13 protein-coding genes are annotated in these 15,716 nt (G+C 57.6%); 4 read left to right on the plus strand and 9 right to left on the minus strand.

What is annotated here, in order from left to right:
- Positions 1–31: 31 nt before the first annotated feature.
- The 6 genes from BBPC_RS06040 to miaB form a co-directional block, all read right to left on the minus strand.
- The gene (locus BBPC_RS06040) at positions 32–544 is read right to left on the minus strand and encodes a helix-turn-helix domain-containing protein (RefSeq protein WP_004220462.1); all 513 of its coding nucleotides are present in this window, start codon (positions 542–544) and stop codon (positions 32–34) included.
- A 60-nt stretch (positions 545–604) separates the two neighbouring features.
- Positions 605–1,171 carry a CinA family protein gene (locus BBPC_RS06045; RefSeq protein WP_004220465.1) on the minus strand — a complete coding sequence of 189 codons (567 nt, stop codon included), beginning with the start codon at positions 1,169–1,171 and terminating at the stop codon, positions 605–607.
- 7 nt (positions 1,172–1,178) lie between these two features.
- Positions 1,179–1,859, minus strand: coding sequence for a CDP-diacylglycerol--glycerol-3-phosphate 3-phosphatidyltransferase (gene pgsA, locus BBPC_RS06050; protein WP_004220466.1), 681 nt, complete (start codon positions 1,857–1,859; stop codon positions 1,179–1,181).
- Between the two features lie 67 nt (positions 1,860–1,926).
- A complete protein-coding gene (locus BBPC_RS06055) occupies positions 1,927–4,725 on the minus strand; it encodes an FtsK/SpoIIIE family DNA translocase (RefSeq protein ID WP_033524128.1) in 2,799 nt (932 codons plus the stop codon).
- Positions 4,726–4,922: 197 nt separating this feature from the next.
- Positions 4,923–5,906, minus strand: coding sequence for a tRNA (adenosine(37)-N6)-dimethylallyltransferase MiaA (gene miaA, locus BBPC_RS06060; protein WP_033524129.1), 984 nt, complete (start codon positions 5,904–5,906; stop codon positions 4,923–4,925).
- Positions 5,907–5,952: 46 nt separating this feature from the next.
- The gene (gene miaB / locus BBPC_RS06065; RefSeq protein WP_004220471.1) at positions 5,953–7,407 is read right to left on the minus strand and encodes a tRNA (N6-isopentenyl adenosine(37)-C2)-methylthiotransferase MiaB; all 1,455 of its coding nucleotides are present in this window, start codon (positions 7,405–7,407) and stop codon (positions 5,953–5,955) included.
- Positions 7,408–7,551: 144 nt separating this feature from the next.
- Between miaB and BBPC_RS06070 the strand changes: the two genes are divergently transcribed.
- Entirely contained in the window at positions 7,552–8,280 is a 729-nt protein-coding gene (locus tag BBPC_RS06070) for a GTP pyrophosphokinase (protein WP_033524063.1), read from the plus strand.
- Here BBPC_RS06070 and BBPC_RS06075 read toward each other — a convergent pair.
- The 3 genes from BBPC_RS06075 to BBPC_RS06085 form a co-directional block, all read right to left on the minus strand.
- Positions 8,267–9,262, minus strand: a complete 996-nt coding sequence (locus BBPC_RS06075; RefSeq protein WP_004220474.1) for a DMT family transporter — start codon at positions 9,260–9,262, stop codon at positions 8,267–8,269. The genes BBPC_RS06070 and BBPC_RS06075 overlap by 14 nt on opposite strands.
- A 217-nt stretch (positions 9,263–9,479) precedes the next feature.
- Positions 9,480–10,313, minus strand: coding sequence for a Bax inhibitor-1/YccA family protein (locus BBPC_RS06080; protein ID WP_004220475.1), 834 nt, complete (start codon positions 10,311–10,313; stop codon positions 9,480–9,482).
- Positions 10,314–10,468: 155 nt separating this feature from the next.
- A complete protein-coding gene (locus BBPC_RS06085) occupies positions 10,469–11,311 on the minus strand; it encodes a DUF5067 domain-containing protein (RefSeq protein WP_004220477.1) in 843 nt (280 codons plus the stop codon).
- A gap of 243 nt (positions 11,312–11,554) precedes the next feature.
- Here BBPC_RS06085 and BBPC_RS06090 point away from each other — a divergent pair, with 243 nt between their 5' ends.
- The 3 genes from BBPC_RS06090 to BBPC_RS06100 are packed head-to-tail and all read left to right on the plus strand — an operon-like array spanning position 11,555 to position 15,677.
- Positions 11,555–12,826, plus strand: coding sequence for a sensor histidine kinase (locus BBPC_RS06090; protein ID WP_171025369.1), 1,272 nt, complete (start codon positions 11,555–11,557; stop codon positions 12,824–12,826).
- Positions 12,814–13,515 carry a response regulator transcription factor gene (locus BBPC_RS06095; RefSeq protein ID WP_004220482.1) on the plus strand — a complete coding sequence of 234 codons (702 nt, stop codon included), beginning with the start codon at positions 12,814–12,816 and terminating at the stop codon, positions 13,513–13,515. The genes BBPC_RS06090 and BBPC_RS06095 overlap by 13 nt, the downstream gene beginning before the upstream one ends.
- 50 nt (positions 13,516–13,565) lie before the next feature.
- Positions 13,566–15,677 (plus strand): GmrSD restriction endonuclease domain-containing protein, encoded by a 2,112-nt coding sequence (locus tag BBPC_RS06100; protein WP_033524065.1) that lies wholly within the window; start codon positions 13,566–13,568, stop codon positions 15,675–15,677.
- Positions 15,678–15,716 lie beyond the last annotated feature (39 nt).

The raw sequence follows: 15,716 nt of genomic DNA on the forward strand, positions 1-15,716 counted from the left end.
ACAATCGCCGGGCGTCAACCTTACATTCGAATCAGGCAGCCACAGAATCGAGATAGTCAGCCACCATGCGAAGCATCTGGGCTGTGGACAGCCCCAAGGACTGCGCGATGGACGACAGCAGTTCGGAACTGGCCTCCTTCTGGCCGCGCTCCACTTCGGAAAGGTACCCCAAAGACACCCCGGCCTTTTCGCTGACCTCGCGAAGCGTCTTATGATCTCGCGTGCGCAGGTCGCGCAGCACATGGCCTATGGCTTCACGCAGCGAAACCTCCTTAGCCTCATCGGGCTGTTCCTGAGCGTGCGGCACAGCATGCGTGCGTACCCGATCGGAGTCCTCTTCCTGCCACATTCGCGTCAATGCGGCCTGACGCTCATCCTTGGCCTTTTTCGCAGCGCGCGCACGAAGCACCTGCTGCTGCGCGAACATCACAGCGCGCCGCTGAGCCGGCGTAAGCTCCCTGACACGAGCTCCGGCAGCCTGCGCAGTCGCAGGAGCCATAGCCTTGAGTTCCCTCTGCTCTTTGGTGAGTGTCATCATTTCCATTCATCAGCCCCTTTTTCGTGCGTACGTCTGTCCACTATGGTCAACACTCATCTTTGTGGATTATTCCTGTGAATCCGCTGAAAGCTCCCTCAGCTTTTGCAGAATACAATGCACGACGCCGCGTCGCACGCTCTCCCTATCTCCCTGCAGGCGAAGCTCAAAAGCCTCCGTTCGCCGAGAGCGAACACCTCCGAACCCCTCCGGCAGGGAACAACCGACATATGCAAGACCTGCCGGTTTATTTCCATCAGGTCCAGGCCCCGCCACTCCCGTGGTCGACAATCCAATAACGCAGTCGCCATCCCCCTGCTGCCGATACAGCCTCGCCGTTCCGGCAGCCATCTGGCGGGCCACTTCAGGATGGACAGCCCCCTCGCTGCGCAGCAGTTCCGCATCTACGCCAAGAATCGAGGCCTTGGCACGAATGTCATACGTCACCGCGGAACCGAGAAAAACCTTCGACGCTCCCGGCACGCGCACGAAAGCGTCGGCCAACAGGCCTCCCGTCAACGATTCGGCGGCTGCGATCTTGAAATGGTTGGTTTCGCAATATGCAAGAACGGCCGCAGCCAATTCATCGCATTGCGATTGGTTGGCGGCAGCCGTCTGGTTCATAGATTCAGTCATGAATGCCTTACTTGGTTTCTTTTCCGGACTTGCCCGCGGACTTCTTACGGCCGCCGAACGTATTGACCAGATACTCGCCACCGGAATACAGGCAGAGAATCAGCGCAAAATAAATCAGCGCATACGTGATGGTGTAGTAGACGGTCATCCACATCGGGGTGTCGTTGACCCCTTCCGGCGCCAAGCTCCACATAGGCAGCATGAGCATGGCCAGACCAATGCACTGGCAGAGCGTCTTGTATTTGCCTGCCTGGGATGCGGCGATGACCTTGCCGCCCGTGTCGATCACAAAGAAGCGCATGACGGTGATGCCGATCTCACGAATCAGGAACAGGGCGGTCACGACCCATCCCAGCACCGGATTGCCAAATTCGTTGAAGATGGCGGCAACGATCAGTGTGCCGCAGGTGAGCAGCTTGTCGGCGATCGGGTCCATCAGCTTGCCAAGTTCAGTGACTTGGTTGTATTTGCGGGCCATCCAACCGTCAAGCTTATCGGTGCATGCCGCGATGATGAAGATGACAGCGGCAACCCAACGCATGGTGACGTTGTCCACGCCCCACGCGCCGGCTTTGGCGTACAGCGCCAAAAACACGATGACCAAAATGATACGAGAGAAGGTGACAAGGTTCGGCGGCACGTTCCAGCCGTCAAGCAACGATGATTTGCGTTCTTCTTGCTTTTCCATACCGTTCACGTTACCCTGACACTTCTACTTGCTTACCAATTTGCGTTTCATACGGAGCGTTCCCCAGTCACATCGCCGCTTCGGAATCCGCCGCCGAAGAGACTCCCGAACTCAGCGACGAGGTCTCACCCTTGATGAAGGCGAGCACCTGCGGCAAGTCCTGGGGCTGCACCAACACCTCGCGCGCCTTGGACCCTTCGGACGGCCCCACGACGCCACGTGACTCCAGCAGATCCATAAGGCGGCCAGCCTTGGCGAATCCGACACGCAGTTTGCGCTGCAACATGGACGTGGAACCGAACTGCGAGGTGACGACCAGTTCCGCCGCCTGCAGAAGCACATCCATATCGCCGCCGATGTCTTCGTCCGGCTCAATGGCCTTCTTGTCGGCTTCCTTGGCCATTTCCTCGATATCCTCACGGTAATGTGGCTTGCGCTGGGTGCGTACGAATTCCACGGCACGTCGGATCTCCGACTCGTCGACCCATGCGCCCTGCACACGCAACGGTTTGGCCTGTCCCATCGGCAGGAACAGCGCATCGCCCTGTCCAATCAGAGTTTCCGCGCCAGTGGAGTCGAGAATGACTCGAGAATCAGTGGCCGACGAGGTCGCGAACGCCAAACGCGAAGGAATGTTCGCCTTGATCAGGCCGGTGACCACATCGACCGATGGACGCTGGGTGGCGAGCACCAGATGCACGCCTGCAGCTCGTGCCAGCTGCGTGATGCGTTGGATGGAGCTTTCCACATCATTCTTGGCCACCATCATCAGATCGGCCATCTCGTCGACGACCACCAGAATGTACGGATATGGAGCGACCTTGCGCTTCGATCCGGCAGGGGCATGCACCTTGCCGGCGCGCACGGCAGCATTGAAGTCCTTGATATGGCGGAATCCGAAGAATTCAAGATCGCTGTAACGAGCATCCATCTCCTTGACCACCCATTCGAGCGCCTGCGCAGCCTTCTTCGGATCGGTGATGATCGGCGTGAGCAGATGTGGAATACCCGCGTATGCCGATAGTTCCACTCGCTTCGGATCGACCATGATCATGCGCACCTGATCCGGCGTCGCCCTCATGATCACGGATGTCAGCATGGAGTTGATGAAGCTGGACTTACCGGAACCGGTGGCGCCTGCCACCAGAAGATGCGGCATCTTAGTGAGGTCCGCCGTTACAAAATGGCCTTCCACATCCTTGCCCACGCCTGTGAGCATCGGATTCGGATCGTTTCTCGCCTTGTCCGAACGAAGCACATCGCCAAGCACCACGGTTTCACGGTCGGTGTTCGGTATTTCGATGCCGATGGCGGACTTGCCTTCGATCACCGACAGGATGCGCACGTCGGAACTGGCCACCGCGTAGGCGATGTTCTTCTGCAGATTGGTGACCTTCTCCACTTTCACACCCGGACCAAGCTCCACCTCATACATGGTCACGGATGGGCCTCGCAGAAAGCCGATGACTTTAGCGTCGACATTGAACTGCTGGAATGTGACCGTAAGAGCGCGGATCACACGATCGTTCTCCGGAGTGTGCACGGCATGCGGCGCGCCTTGCTTCAGCATGCCGAGATCAGGCAGATGATAGGGGCCCTCCGGAATCTCACCGGACTCGTCGGAAACGCCCTCTCCGTTCGATCCGGCATCCAGATCGTTCACGACCTCATTGGTCGCCGCATCGACCATGACCTGCGACCCGTTGGACGTGCCGTCCTCGTCGATGACGGCCCACGGGTCCCCTACAGCCACGCCAACGGATTTGATCTCGTCGGACGCCGCCTGGCCGGCAACCGTCGGAATGGTTTCCGGGATCTGCGGCATGGTGCCGCTCGCCAAACCGATTGGGTCAGAGGAAAGGGAACGCACCACAGGCGTCTGCGGCATGGCGACGGTTCCACCGAAATCCTGAGCGGAATGTTCGTCGGATGAAATGCTGCGCGGCCGCGAGACGCTCTGGTATGGTTCGTCAAGCATGGTTTCCGCCGTTTCGCCATGCCGTTCGGCAGCATTACGAAACGCCTCATCACCGTCGTAATGATCGAGTCCGTCCTGAGCGCCCTGCTTCTTGGATTTCGATGATATCCATTGCTTTATGAGGGAGAACGGCATCGGCTTCTTCTTTTCAGCCGCCACATCGTCGGCTCCATTATGCGCCGGCACGCCTTCTGCGAACGACAGCGTGGTATCTCCTATACGCACTTCGTTCGGGAATTGCTCGGTCTCGTCATCAACCTTTTTATTTGCACCGAATCCAAAACGGACCTTCAATGCACGTACTTTGTCGGGAATCTCTTGAACCCCTGTATTGGTAATCAGCAACAACGAGAACAAAATGACGACCACGAAAATAACGATGGCGAACGCCTTGGAAAGCCCCCATGCCAGCGGGCAGCCAAGCACATAGCCGAGCAGACCTCCCGCATTCTGCAGCAACGCCATGTCGAAACCTTGGGCGTCGGACGCGAGCGCCGCATCGAGTATGGAGCAGACGGACCACAGAATCATGGACCACCCCGCCACCATACGCACATTGCCGCTTTTGCGCTTGGTCTCATATATGAGGCTGAATGCCACCAGCGCCAAAAAGACCGGCAGGATGACGCTCATCAGACCAAACAGGCCGGAAGCCAAGGCGTGGAGCATCCGGCCGAACACGCCCTGCACCCGGAACCATTCCGAAGCGCAGAACATTACCGCGAGAATCACCAGAATAAAACATGCGATATCACGTCCGTACTTGGTCAAGACACCCATCACAGGCGACGGCTCGACCGCGTCCATGACCTTGGTCTCGCCGGAACGTGCCTTGCCCGTGGACCCTTTGCCGCCGGATTTCGTATTGGAAGATGCTGTTCGTGCCATAACGGTCATGATTTTACCCATGGGAGGCGCCATGACATGGCACTTCCTCGAATCGCACACATTTTCTAACTTAAGTGAACACGCAATTTCACTGATTGGATTCCGCCAAGATCGTCACCGTCAATCTGGAGGCCAAGCCGGAGAAGACCGTGGATAAGGTGGAAAGCTTCGACGAATACGGCAGCGGGAGTTTCATTTCAGGCGAGGTCTCCGAGATGATGCTGGGTGTAGGCGTCCGCCTGTGCGTCTATGACGTCATAGGCACCTGCATCGGCATGTTCGATGATGGCCATCGCGTTGTCTAGCAGCGCCGGATTGAGCGCTTGGAGCCAGTGGATGCGCGGGTCACGACCGAACCATCCCATCTGCTTGCGTGCCAGACGCTTCGTTTTCTGCGCAATGTCCATGAACGTGTCGTTCAGGTCACGCAACCCGTCCAAATAGTCGACGACCTGCTGGTAACCGAGCGCTTTGGCTGCGGTGATGCCCAGCTTGGGACGGATACGTTCCACTTCTTCGATGAATCCGCCTTCGAGCATCTGCTTGGTGCGAATATCGATACGACGGTCCAGTTCCTCACGCGGCAGATCGAGACCGATTTGCACGGTGGGGATGACGTACCGGTAGTGCGGAAGGCTTGCCGAATAGGGTCGTCCCGTCACTTCGATGACTTCCAGCGCGCGGATGGTTCGTCTCGGATTGTGCGGGTCCATGCGCGCCGCCGCTTCGGGATCCTTGGCTTTCAGCTCGTCGAACAACGCGCCCGCGCCTTCGGTTTTTTCCCGTTCCTCAAGCGCCTTGCGTACTTGCGGATCGGTGCCGGGGAAGGAGATGTCGTCGATGGCGGCCCGTGCGTACAGGCCAGAGCCTCCGACGAGGATCGGACGCACTCCCCTGGCCTGTAGTTCGGCTATTTTCTCGCGGGCGAGCTCTTGGAACCTCGCCACGGACATGGCGTCGTCCGGTTCGATGATATCGATGAGATGATGCCTGACCTGCGCCTGCTCCTCAAGGCTTGCCTTGGCCGTGCCGATATCCATGCCCCGATACATCTGGTATGCGTCGGCGTTGATGATTTCCGCCTGTTCGCCTTTGCGCGCCAACGCTTTGGCGACGGCAATGCCCAACCCGGTTTTGCCGGATGCGGTTGGTCCGACAATGGATACGACCTTGCGCTGCATGGCAGGATCGGCGTCTCCTGTTTTGTCTGTTTTCTCAGAGGTCTGTTCAGTGTCGAACGGCATAGGTCTGCCCCGCCTTCAGATCGGGATCGGCGATGAGGTTGTGACGCCCAGCGTGGGTGATGGTGGCGGTCACGAAATCGCCTACCTGCGGCATCGGCTCGCCTTCGGGCACACCGACATGCACGAGCACGCCGGTTTTCTCGCGCCCGGTGACACGATGGGTCGCGGCGTCCTTCTTGCCAGATGCGCCGGTGACCATCACTTCGACGTCACGGCCTTCGAAGGTTTTGAGATTTTCTTCGGTGATGCGTTCCTGCAATGCCACGAGTCGTTCGAACCGGTCTTGGACCACGTCGTGCGGCACCTGCTCCATTTCGGCTGCCGGAGTGCCTGGGCGCGGCGAATAGATGAAGGTGAATGCGGACGCGAATCTCGCCTCTTCCACCACACGCAAGGTTTTCTGGAAGTCCTCTTCGGTTTCACCCGGGAAACCGACGATGATGTCGGTGGAGATCTGCGCATCCGGCATGGCCTCACGGATTTTACGCAGAATGTCAAGGAACTTCGCGGAACGATACGAACGGCGCATGGCGCGCAGGATTCGGTCGGATCCGGACTGCAGCGGGAAGTGCAGCTGGTGCATGACATTGGGCGTTTCGGCCATGGCTGCGATCACGTCGTCGGTGAAGGCGGCGGGATGCGGCGAAGTGAACCGCACGCGCTCCAATCCTTCGATCTCACCGCATGCGCGCAGTAGCTTGGAGAAGGCGAAACGGTCGCCGATGCCGTAACCGAACGAGTTCACGTTCTGGCCGAGTAGCGTGACTTCCTTGGCTCCTTCGTCCACGCACTGGCGGATTTCGGCAAGAATGTCTCCCGGGCGACGATCATGTTCCTTGCCTCGGGTGGTAGGCACGATGCAGAACGTGCAGGTGTTGTTGCATCCCACGGAGATGGCCACCCAGCTTGACACCTTCGACGCGCGGTCGGTGGGCAGCTGGCTTGGGAAGTAGTTGAGTTCCTCTTTGACCTTGACCTGCGCATGGCCTTCGATGCGCGCCTGGTCAAGCAGCTGAGGCAGGGAGCCAATGTTCTTGGTACCGAACACGGCATCGACCCAAGGGGCCTTTTTTGCGATCTTCTCACGGTCGAGCTGTGCCATGCATCCGCCGACTGCGATCTGCAGGTTCGGACGCTGGCGCTTCAGTTCGGCCCACAGGCCGATGGTGCCGTACATGCGTTCCGCCGCGTTTTCTCGCACCGCGCATGTGTTCATGACGATGAGGTCCACGTCATGATCGAGGTATTGTTCTTCGGTGGCGGGCACATAGCCATCCGCTTCGAGCACACCCGCGATGCGTTCGGAATCGTGCACGTTCATCTGGCATCCGAGGGTGTGTACGTAGAACACGCCCTTGCCTCGCGTGGCGGTGTCTTCTGTGGCAGGTTCCGCAAGTTTCGAGGCGCGCTCCGCCTCGGTCATCATGTCTTCGTTCATAGCATTCCATGCTATCGGCAGGGATTCCCATCACGCGCCGTATGCACCTTAATGCAGCGTGGCATGCGGTGGAATTGGAGGGATGACGGCGCTTTCAGCGCTTTTTCAGTTTTTCCGCGCTCCTTTTGGGTACACTATGGAACCGTGATACTTGATAGACAGAGCCGCATCAATACCAGTGAACTGCAAGCACGGCTGAAGTCGGTGACTTTCGACGATGGTCCGTTGCCTTCCGATCAGATTACCGAGTTCATTGATCAAATGCAGGTGTATGAGGGCGCGATGTATGAGATCAGCACCAAACTGGAGATTCTCGATTCCGAGTTCCAGGTGCGTTTCTCCCATAATCCCATCCATCACATGGAACGCAGGTTGAAGTCCATCAATTCCATTCTCGGCAAGTTGAGGCGCAAGGATCTGCCGTTGACGGTGGAGTCGGTCAAGGACAATCTGTTTGACGTGGCAGGCATTCGCGTGATCTGCAATTATCGCGATGACGTGTATTCGGTGTCGAATTATCTGTCCGCGCAGAACGATATTCAGGTGTTGCGTGTGAAGGATTATATTAAGAATCCGAAGCAGAATGGATATCGTTCGCTGCACGTGATTTATGCGGTTCCCGTTTTTCTATCTTCCGGACCGCATTACACGCCTGTGGAGGTGCAGTTCCGCACCATCGCCATGGATTATTGGGCGAGTTTGGAGCATGCGCTGCGTTATAAGACGGATTTGCCTGACGCGAAGCTGTCGGAGCATTCGCAGACGTTGCTTGATTGCGCGAGAAGTCTGCAGAATGTCGAAGCGCAGATGCAGAACATTCATCGCGATATCAATGGCGCGCCGCAGGTTGGCGAGGCCCCTAAGGCCGGCTGACGTCTGCCGGTTTGCGTTTGGCCGCATGCAGGAGCTGGTCGATGGGCAGCTGGGCGAGTATGGTGCCCGCGAAAATGAGCGCGCAGCCGAGGTAGGCTCGAGTGGTCATGATTTCGCCCAGCAGAAGCGCCCCTCCGACTGCGGAGAAGAACGATTCGAGCGACATGATCACGGACGCTCTGGTCGGAGGCACAAGTTGTTGGCCTATGACCTGAAGCGTATAGGCTACGCCAGCAGAGCAGACGCCCGCGTAGACGATGGCGATCCAGCTTTGCGCGGCACCGGCCCAGTCGATGGATCCTTCGATGATAGAGCCAATCCAGCTGATGATCGCGGTGGTGGTGATCTGCCCGAATGAAAGCAGGATGGGGTCCATGTCTCGTCCAAAGGTGTCTATGACGAGGATGTGCCCGGCGAAGAGGACTGCGGTGAACAGCAGCACCATGTCCGCCAGGGTGATGGATCCGAATCCGTCGGTGACGCACAGCAGGTAGAAGCCGATAACGGAGATGGCGACGCTGATGATGACGCTGAGGTGCACTCGTCGACGCAATATGACGAAGGCAAGCAGTGGCGTCATGACGATGTATAGAGCGGTGATGAAGCCGGACCGTCCCGCCGATCCGGAGTAAAGGATGCCGTATTGTTGGACGGTGCTTGCGGTGAAAAGCACGATTCCGCAGATGATGCTGACCACGATGGGATTGCCGGCCCATTTCGGCATGGCGACGATTGCGCCGTTACCGAGGGTGATGGACGGTTTTCCCTGGGTTTCACGGCGTTTACGCTCTTGTTCCGCTATGGTGCTGCGGCGAAACCAAAGCAACGGTATCAGAGAAATGGATCCGAGGGTGAATCGGGTGGCTCCGAAGAACAGCGGTGTTGTGGAGTCCATGCCTTGCACTTGCGACACGAATGCGAATCCCCAAATGAGGGCCGCCAGTACGAGGCATGCCATGCCGCCAATCTCTTTTCTCTGCATGAGCACCCACCGTAAAGCATGTCTTTGACCAACGGATAAAGCCTGGCCACATTCTGGTCAGGCTTTATCCGTTACGTTGACCGAGGAGCAATGCCAATAATGTCCCATCAAAGGCTGAAAGCCAAATGACGCGTGCGTCCCCAAAACGCACCGAAGGAAGGCGCACGAAGGTACGCCGACTGAGGAGCAATGCCGGGGACGCTCCGTCATTTGGATTTCAGTCGCGATTGCCGAGGAGTTGGAGAATATACATGAACATGTTCACGAAATCCAAATACAGATTCAGTGCGCAAAGGATGGAAACCTTCTTGACCATTTCGGGGCCTTGGGCGGAATACTGTTCAAGCATGGCGCGGGTGGCTTGGGCGTCGTAGACGGTCATGCCGGCGAAGAGCAGAAGTCCGATGGCAGAGACGATCATGAGGGTGGTGTTGCCGGGGGCGAAGATCATGAGAATCACTTCGGCGATGATAAGCACGATGAGGCCGACGAAAAGGATGGGGCCGGCCTTGAGCATGTTGATCTTGGTGGTGCGTCCGAACATGGTGAGCGCGAAGAAGAAGCCGGCGCACAATGCGAGGGAAATGCCGATGGTGCCAAGATCGTAGGCCATGAAGATGGTGCTGAGGGTGAAGCCCATGAGCGCCGCATACACGTAGAACATGACGTATGCGGTGGAGACCTTCATTGTATGGATGCGCGCGCCAAGGTAGATGGCAAGCACGATTTCAATGACGGCGGGGGCGAAGATGCCGATGATGCCCGTGGTTTGGATGAGTGCCAGGTACGCGCCGCTCATTTGGGTGATGATGGCGACCACGGCAGTGACGATCAAACCAAGGGTCATGTGCGTGTATGCGCTGTTGACGGAACTGCGTTCGGCCTGCTCGTAGGAATAGGTGGCCTGCACGTTGACTGCGGCGGTACCGTTGGGCGCATAGGCGTACTGTGGCTGCGCATTGTACTGGTTGTACTGTTGGTTGTACTGGTATTGATTGTTGAAGCCGTTATTCTGGGCGTTGTTACCCTGGGGCTGCTGACCGAATGCCATAATCGCTCCTTTTTGCTCGATTGCGCATCACGATACGGCATTTTCCTGACGATTTCATGAATATTGGCTTAATCTCATGATTTCTTCAAAGCCCGCATAGGTTTCGCGTTCGACACGGGGAGTGTGCCGGACGCGAAAGACTGGGACATGCCATGTCAGATGGCGAACTTGTACGTCACTTTGGCGGTGTCGCTGAAATCGAGAAGGTTCGTCACGTCGACGGTGATTTCGGAATCGTCTTTAAGCACATATCCGAGGGTTACCGTGCCGGTTGCTCCTGGCTGCAGTTCAGACAGATAGGAGCCGGAATCGTAGCCTTCCGGATTGTCCAAGTACATGGCGGTGTCGAGTTCCTGACCGTTTTGGAACACTTTCGGATTAGCCAGCATGGCGAAGGAGTTGTTCTTATCGGTAGTGTTGGTCCACTCGTAGGTGACGAGCACGGTCGGCTGATTGTTGTAGTCGTTGCCGGAACGCACTGCGGATACGATTTTGACGTGCATATCGGTGAGATCGCCTTCCATGTCTTGCTCGCCTTTCACCTTGGTGTCGGTTTTGGTGGAATCATCGGTTTTGGTGGAATCATCGGTTTTGGCGTCCTTATCGGCGTCCGCCGACGAGGATTGCGACGTGCTTGTGCCCGTGATGTCGTCAAGCGCCTTGCTGGCGGCCGATTGCATGGCCAAGGTGATGACGATGGCCAACACCGACAGCACCGCCGCGACTATGGACAGGGCTTTGCCACGCTTTTTGCCTCGGAACGTGCCCACGATGGCCACGATCGCCAATACCGCGCCGACGAGTCCGAAGATCGCAGCGATGTTGTTGATGATTGGAATGAAGCTCAGCACCAAGCCGAGCGCGCCGAACACCACTCCCACGATGCCACATACCGTCGTGCCTTGCGGAGCCGGGGACGGCATGATCGGCGCGGGTCTCATACCGTTCGGCGCTGCCGGGCCGCCGTTGGGAATCGGAGCATTGTTGAACTCACTCATGATCTTTTTCTTTCTTCTCGAAGTGGTCGGAACACTTTCGAGCCTACGGGATCGGCTTCGTTCCCGGTATTGGACGAAAGTCCATTCCTGCCTGCACTTTGGGGCGCGCGGCTTGCGCCATCATGCCCGATAGCTCAATGGCATGTTTCCATGAGTATGCCGATAATGGGAGTCATGAGCGTGATCACAAACCCTTCCACCGCCGAAGTGCCAGTGCGCACCAGAATCTGGTGCACGGTGCCGATGGTGGTGTGCGCGAGTTTCGCCTGTCTGGCGCAGGTGTCTTTCGCATCCCAACAGTATGCGCAGGATAGTGCCCCCTACTTGTGGATGATCGCGTGCGTGCTCGTTGCGATCCCTTCGGGTTTGATTCTTCTGGCTCGCAACAGTTACCCGCAAGCCGTGTTCTGGACCGCATGCCTACTGGTGGTGGCGCTCCCCTACGATTCGCTGATCGCGCTTATGGCGTTGACTTCTCTGCTTGCGCGGAGACAGGGAACCAAAGTGACGCTTCGATCAGTGCTTGCCGCGGCGACAACGACGATCTGGTCCCAGGTGCGAGACGCTTTGCATCCTGCCGAGGCTTCGATCTGGCATGCGATCTTCTCCAAACCATATACCGGAGTTCGGTATGGCAATACCATGGTGATGCTTGTCGACGAAAGAACGATCATCGCGAGCGCCGTTGTGGTTGCCCTGATTGCGGTGGCGATCGCCACATTGGCCGGATTGCATATTCGCTCGCGCGCCCTTGCGCGCGTGGCCGAAGCGAAGGCTCAGTCGGCCAACGAGCAGGTGAGCAGGTTGCGGACCACGCTTGACAATCAGCAGCTTGCCGATGCGATAGCCGCGGAAGCGCATGATACGTTGGCTCATTCGCTGTCGTTGCTTGCATTGAATGCGAGCGCTTTGCAGGCCGAGTCTAGGAAATTGAAGGCTGAGGCCGAGCAGTTGGGCAATGCCAATGTGGCTGGTATGGCTGGAAAGATCGCCGGCACTACCGAGGATATTCGCAGGCAGGCCTCCGGCGCGTTGGATGAGGCGCATAGTGTGATTGACATGCTTCGTCATCCGGAGGATGCTCGCCTGCAGTTGGCTGCGAATGATGCCGAAGCGTCGTTGACCCGTGACTCATTGCTGCAGTTGATTGGCGACGCCCGTGCCGCGAATATGCGGATTGATACGTGGATCGACGTTCAACAGCTGGGGCAGTTAGATGAGTCCATCGGCGTGATTGCGTATCACGTGGTACAGGAGGGATTGACCAATGTGCGCAGGCATGCGCCTGGCGCTCCGGTGTCGTTGCAGGTCGATGCGAACCCCCCGCAAGGGGTGCATGTGCACGTCAGCAATCCGACGATGCCGCAATCCCCCTCGCATATGGCAGACACCAGGAAGGGGGCCGGTCTTCCTGGTTTGGCCAAACGCATACAGCAGGCTGGCGGAACATGCCAATACGGTTTTGACCAACATAACGTCTTCCACCTTGATGTACGACTACCATGGGTTGGGTGAGCACCGAACGCAACCATGACGAGCAGCCGATCACCGTCGGCGTGATTGATGATGATCCGATGATCTGCCAGATGATGCGTCTGATTTTGGAGGATTATTCCTCCGGACGCATCAGCGTTGCCTTCGCCTGCACCAACGCAGCAGACGCCATCGAACATGCGTCGCACAATCCTCCTGATGTCGTGCTGGCTGATATCGCCATGCCCGGCATGGATGGCATTGAAGCCACTCGTCAGCTCCGCATGCTTCCCGATCCTCCGCATGTGCTTATTCTGACGTCGCTGAGTCCAAACAACACGGTGGAACGCGCCATCGAAGCGGGCGCGGAAGGATTCGTATCGAAAACGGACGCTCCGGAAGATATCATCCGCCGTGTGGCCGACGTGTGCGAAGGGGAGCCACAGTTCAATCCGGCAAGTCAACGGCAGCTCATCGGCGATTTGCATCAACACCAGCCTCAGTCGCGGCGCGATGAGGCCCGTGCCATGCTCGACGCCTTGCCGGAACGCGAACGCGAAGCGGTGATTCTCGCGGCCGAGGGCTTCACCAATGCGGAAATCAGCGAGAAAATGTTCATTTCAGAACGCACGGTCAAAGCGCATATTTCATCCGCCGCAGATAAACTCTGCATGGGCCGCGTGCAGATGGCCCGTTTGGTAGAACGAGCCGACCTGCCGCCACGACTATGACATCATGCATCGTACACTTGAACACAGAGCAACGCAATGAGGGGAACGCCATGTCAATCAGTGCAACGGAAAAGCCTTTAGGCAAAATCTTCACTTCGGATTACCGGTTCGTAATCCCATCATTCCAACGCGCATATACTTGGCAAACGGAAAACATCGCGCAACTGGTCACCGATCTGCAGGACGCATGCCACGACCCGGACACGCCGTATTTCCTTGGATCGCTGATCCTCGTCCATGATGGACAGACCAAATACCAAGTCATCGATGGACAGCAACGCCTCATCTCACTTTCCATCATCATTTCCGTGCTCCGCGATCTGGAAGACGACCCCGAACTCGTGGAAAACCTCAACGACCTCATCGTCGAGCCAGGAGACAAACTACGCGGCATCAAAGCCGAACCACGTCTCAAACTCCGCGAACGCGACACCAACTTCTTCCGCATGTACGTGCAGGAAGGCGATCTGGAGGGACTGTTCGATCTGCGCGACAACGATATCGAATCGCACGCGCAACGCAACATCGCCATCAACACCAGACAAGTGTTCGACGAACTCGCGAAAATGCCCACACAAGACCGCCGCGCATTCGCATCATACCTCGTCAACGAAGTCACCCTCGTCATCGTAACCACCGACGATCTCGCCGGCGCACACCGTATTTTCGACGTCATGAACATGCGCGGAGTTCCCCTCACCGCATCCGACGTGTTCAAAGCAAGAACTATCGCCGAAATCTCCCCCGCCGCACGCAACGCCTACGCTTCACGCTGGGACGACATCATGGATCCACTCGGCGACGACGCACAGACGCTCGAAGAATTCTTCAGCGACATCCATCTCATCATCTCGCACAAAGCCATCTGCACACAACTACTTGAGGAATTCCGCAAGGACGTGCTCAAACCATTCGTCAAAAAGCAGAACGTCATCTCCTTCATCGACGACCTGCTCGCACCCTACGCCAACGCCTGGCGCATCATCGAACACCCGACCGACGCCAACCTGCCAGACGATATCATTGGCCAACTCGTATCCCTCAACGACTACCAAACCACCGACTGGAAACCAGTAGCCATGTGGGCGCTCGTCAACTCCATACGCAACCTCGGCAATCCCGACACACGCATATTCTCCACGCCGGGCACACACACTGCCGCAGCCTCGCGCACGTCGAACAAAAACCTCGAGGAACCTCAACTCCACGACCTTGAACGACTTCACGACGTACTCGCGGCCCTAGAACGCGTAACCGGCGTGGACAGTCTCAACAGGCAAACCCCGCTCAACCGACGCACACGCGCAGCCAGCACCATTCGCGACCTCGATAAAAACCACACCATCCAACAAATCCGAGGATTACTCATCACCGACGAAGACCGCCGCAACGCGCTCGCGCATCTGCGTGGCGACCTGCAGACCAGTCCCGCCATGAAGAAACTGCTTCTGGTTCGGGCCAACGAGCAGCGGGCCGGGCATCGTATCGCCCGACCACGCAGCCTCAACGCGCTGCCGATCATGCCGGAACAGGTCGCCTCCGACTCATCGTTTGCATCATGGTCTGAGGCGACGCGCGACCATTGGGTCAACCGCATCGGCAATCTTGCGCTCAGTCAGGCTAATGACAAGCAGATCGCGGGATTGGCATCCTATACGGACCGTCGTGACCGTATGCTGCTGTCGGCGAGTTCCAAACGCTTCCCGCTCACCGCCGAGCTTGCCGACATTGCGGACTGTACGCCACAAACCTTGCAATACCGCCAGGATGAAACCATTCGTCTGATCGCCGATTATTGGAATATCCGTTACGATGCCGAGCGCAATGACCTATCCACGCTCAGTGAGGAGTCGTTGCGAGTCACGGACACGTCCACCTCCCCAACATCCAAACGCGTGTCCATCGCGCAGGTGCTCGCCGCTGGTCTGCTCATTCCCGGTGAGACGCTGGTATGGGACCGACCGCGCAAGGGCGAACGTTGGGTGGCTACCGTCACCGCCGAAGGCAAGCTTCGACTGGATGACGGCAGCGAGTACTCCACACCAACCGCAGCGGCCCGTGCCGTCGGTGGCGGTTCGGCGGGATTGACCGTGTGGAAGCGCACGTCGAACGGTCAGAAGCTTAGCGACGTGTGGAAGGCCTATCGCCTACGCAAGCGCTGAAAACGTTGTTCGTTTTGATGAGTTTGCCGTTTATCGACG

The sequence above is a fragment of the Bifidobacterium pseudocatenulatum DSM 20438 = JCM 1200 = LMG 10505 genome (assembly GCF_001025215.1).
GTDB lineage: Bacteria > Actinomycetota > Actinomycetes > Actinomycetales > Bifidobacteriaceae > Bifidobacterium > Bifidobacterium pseudocatenulatum.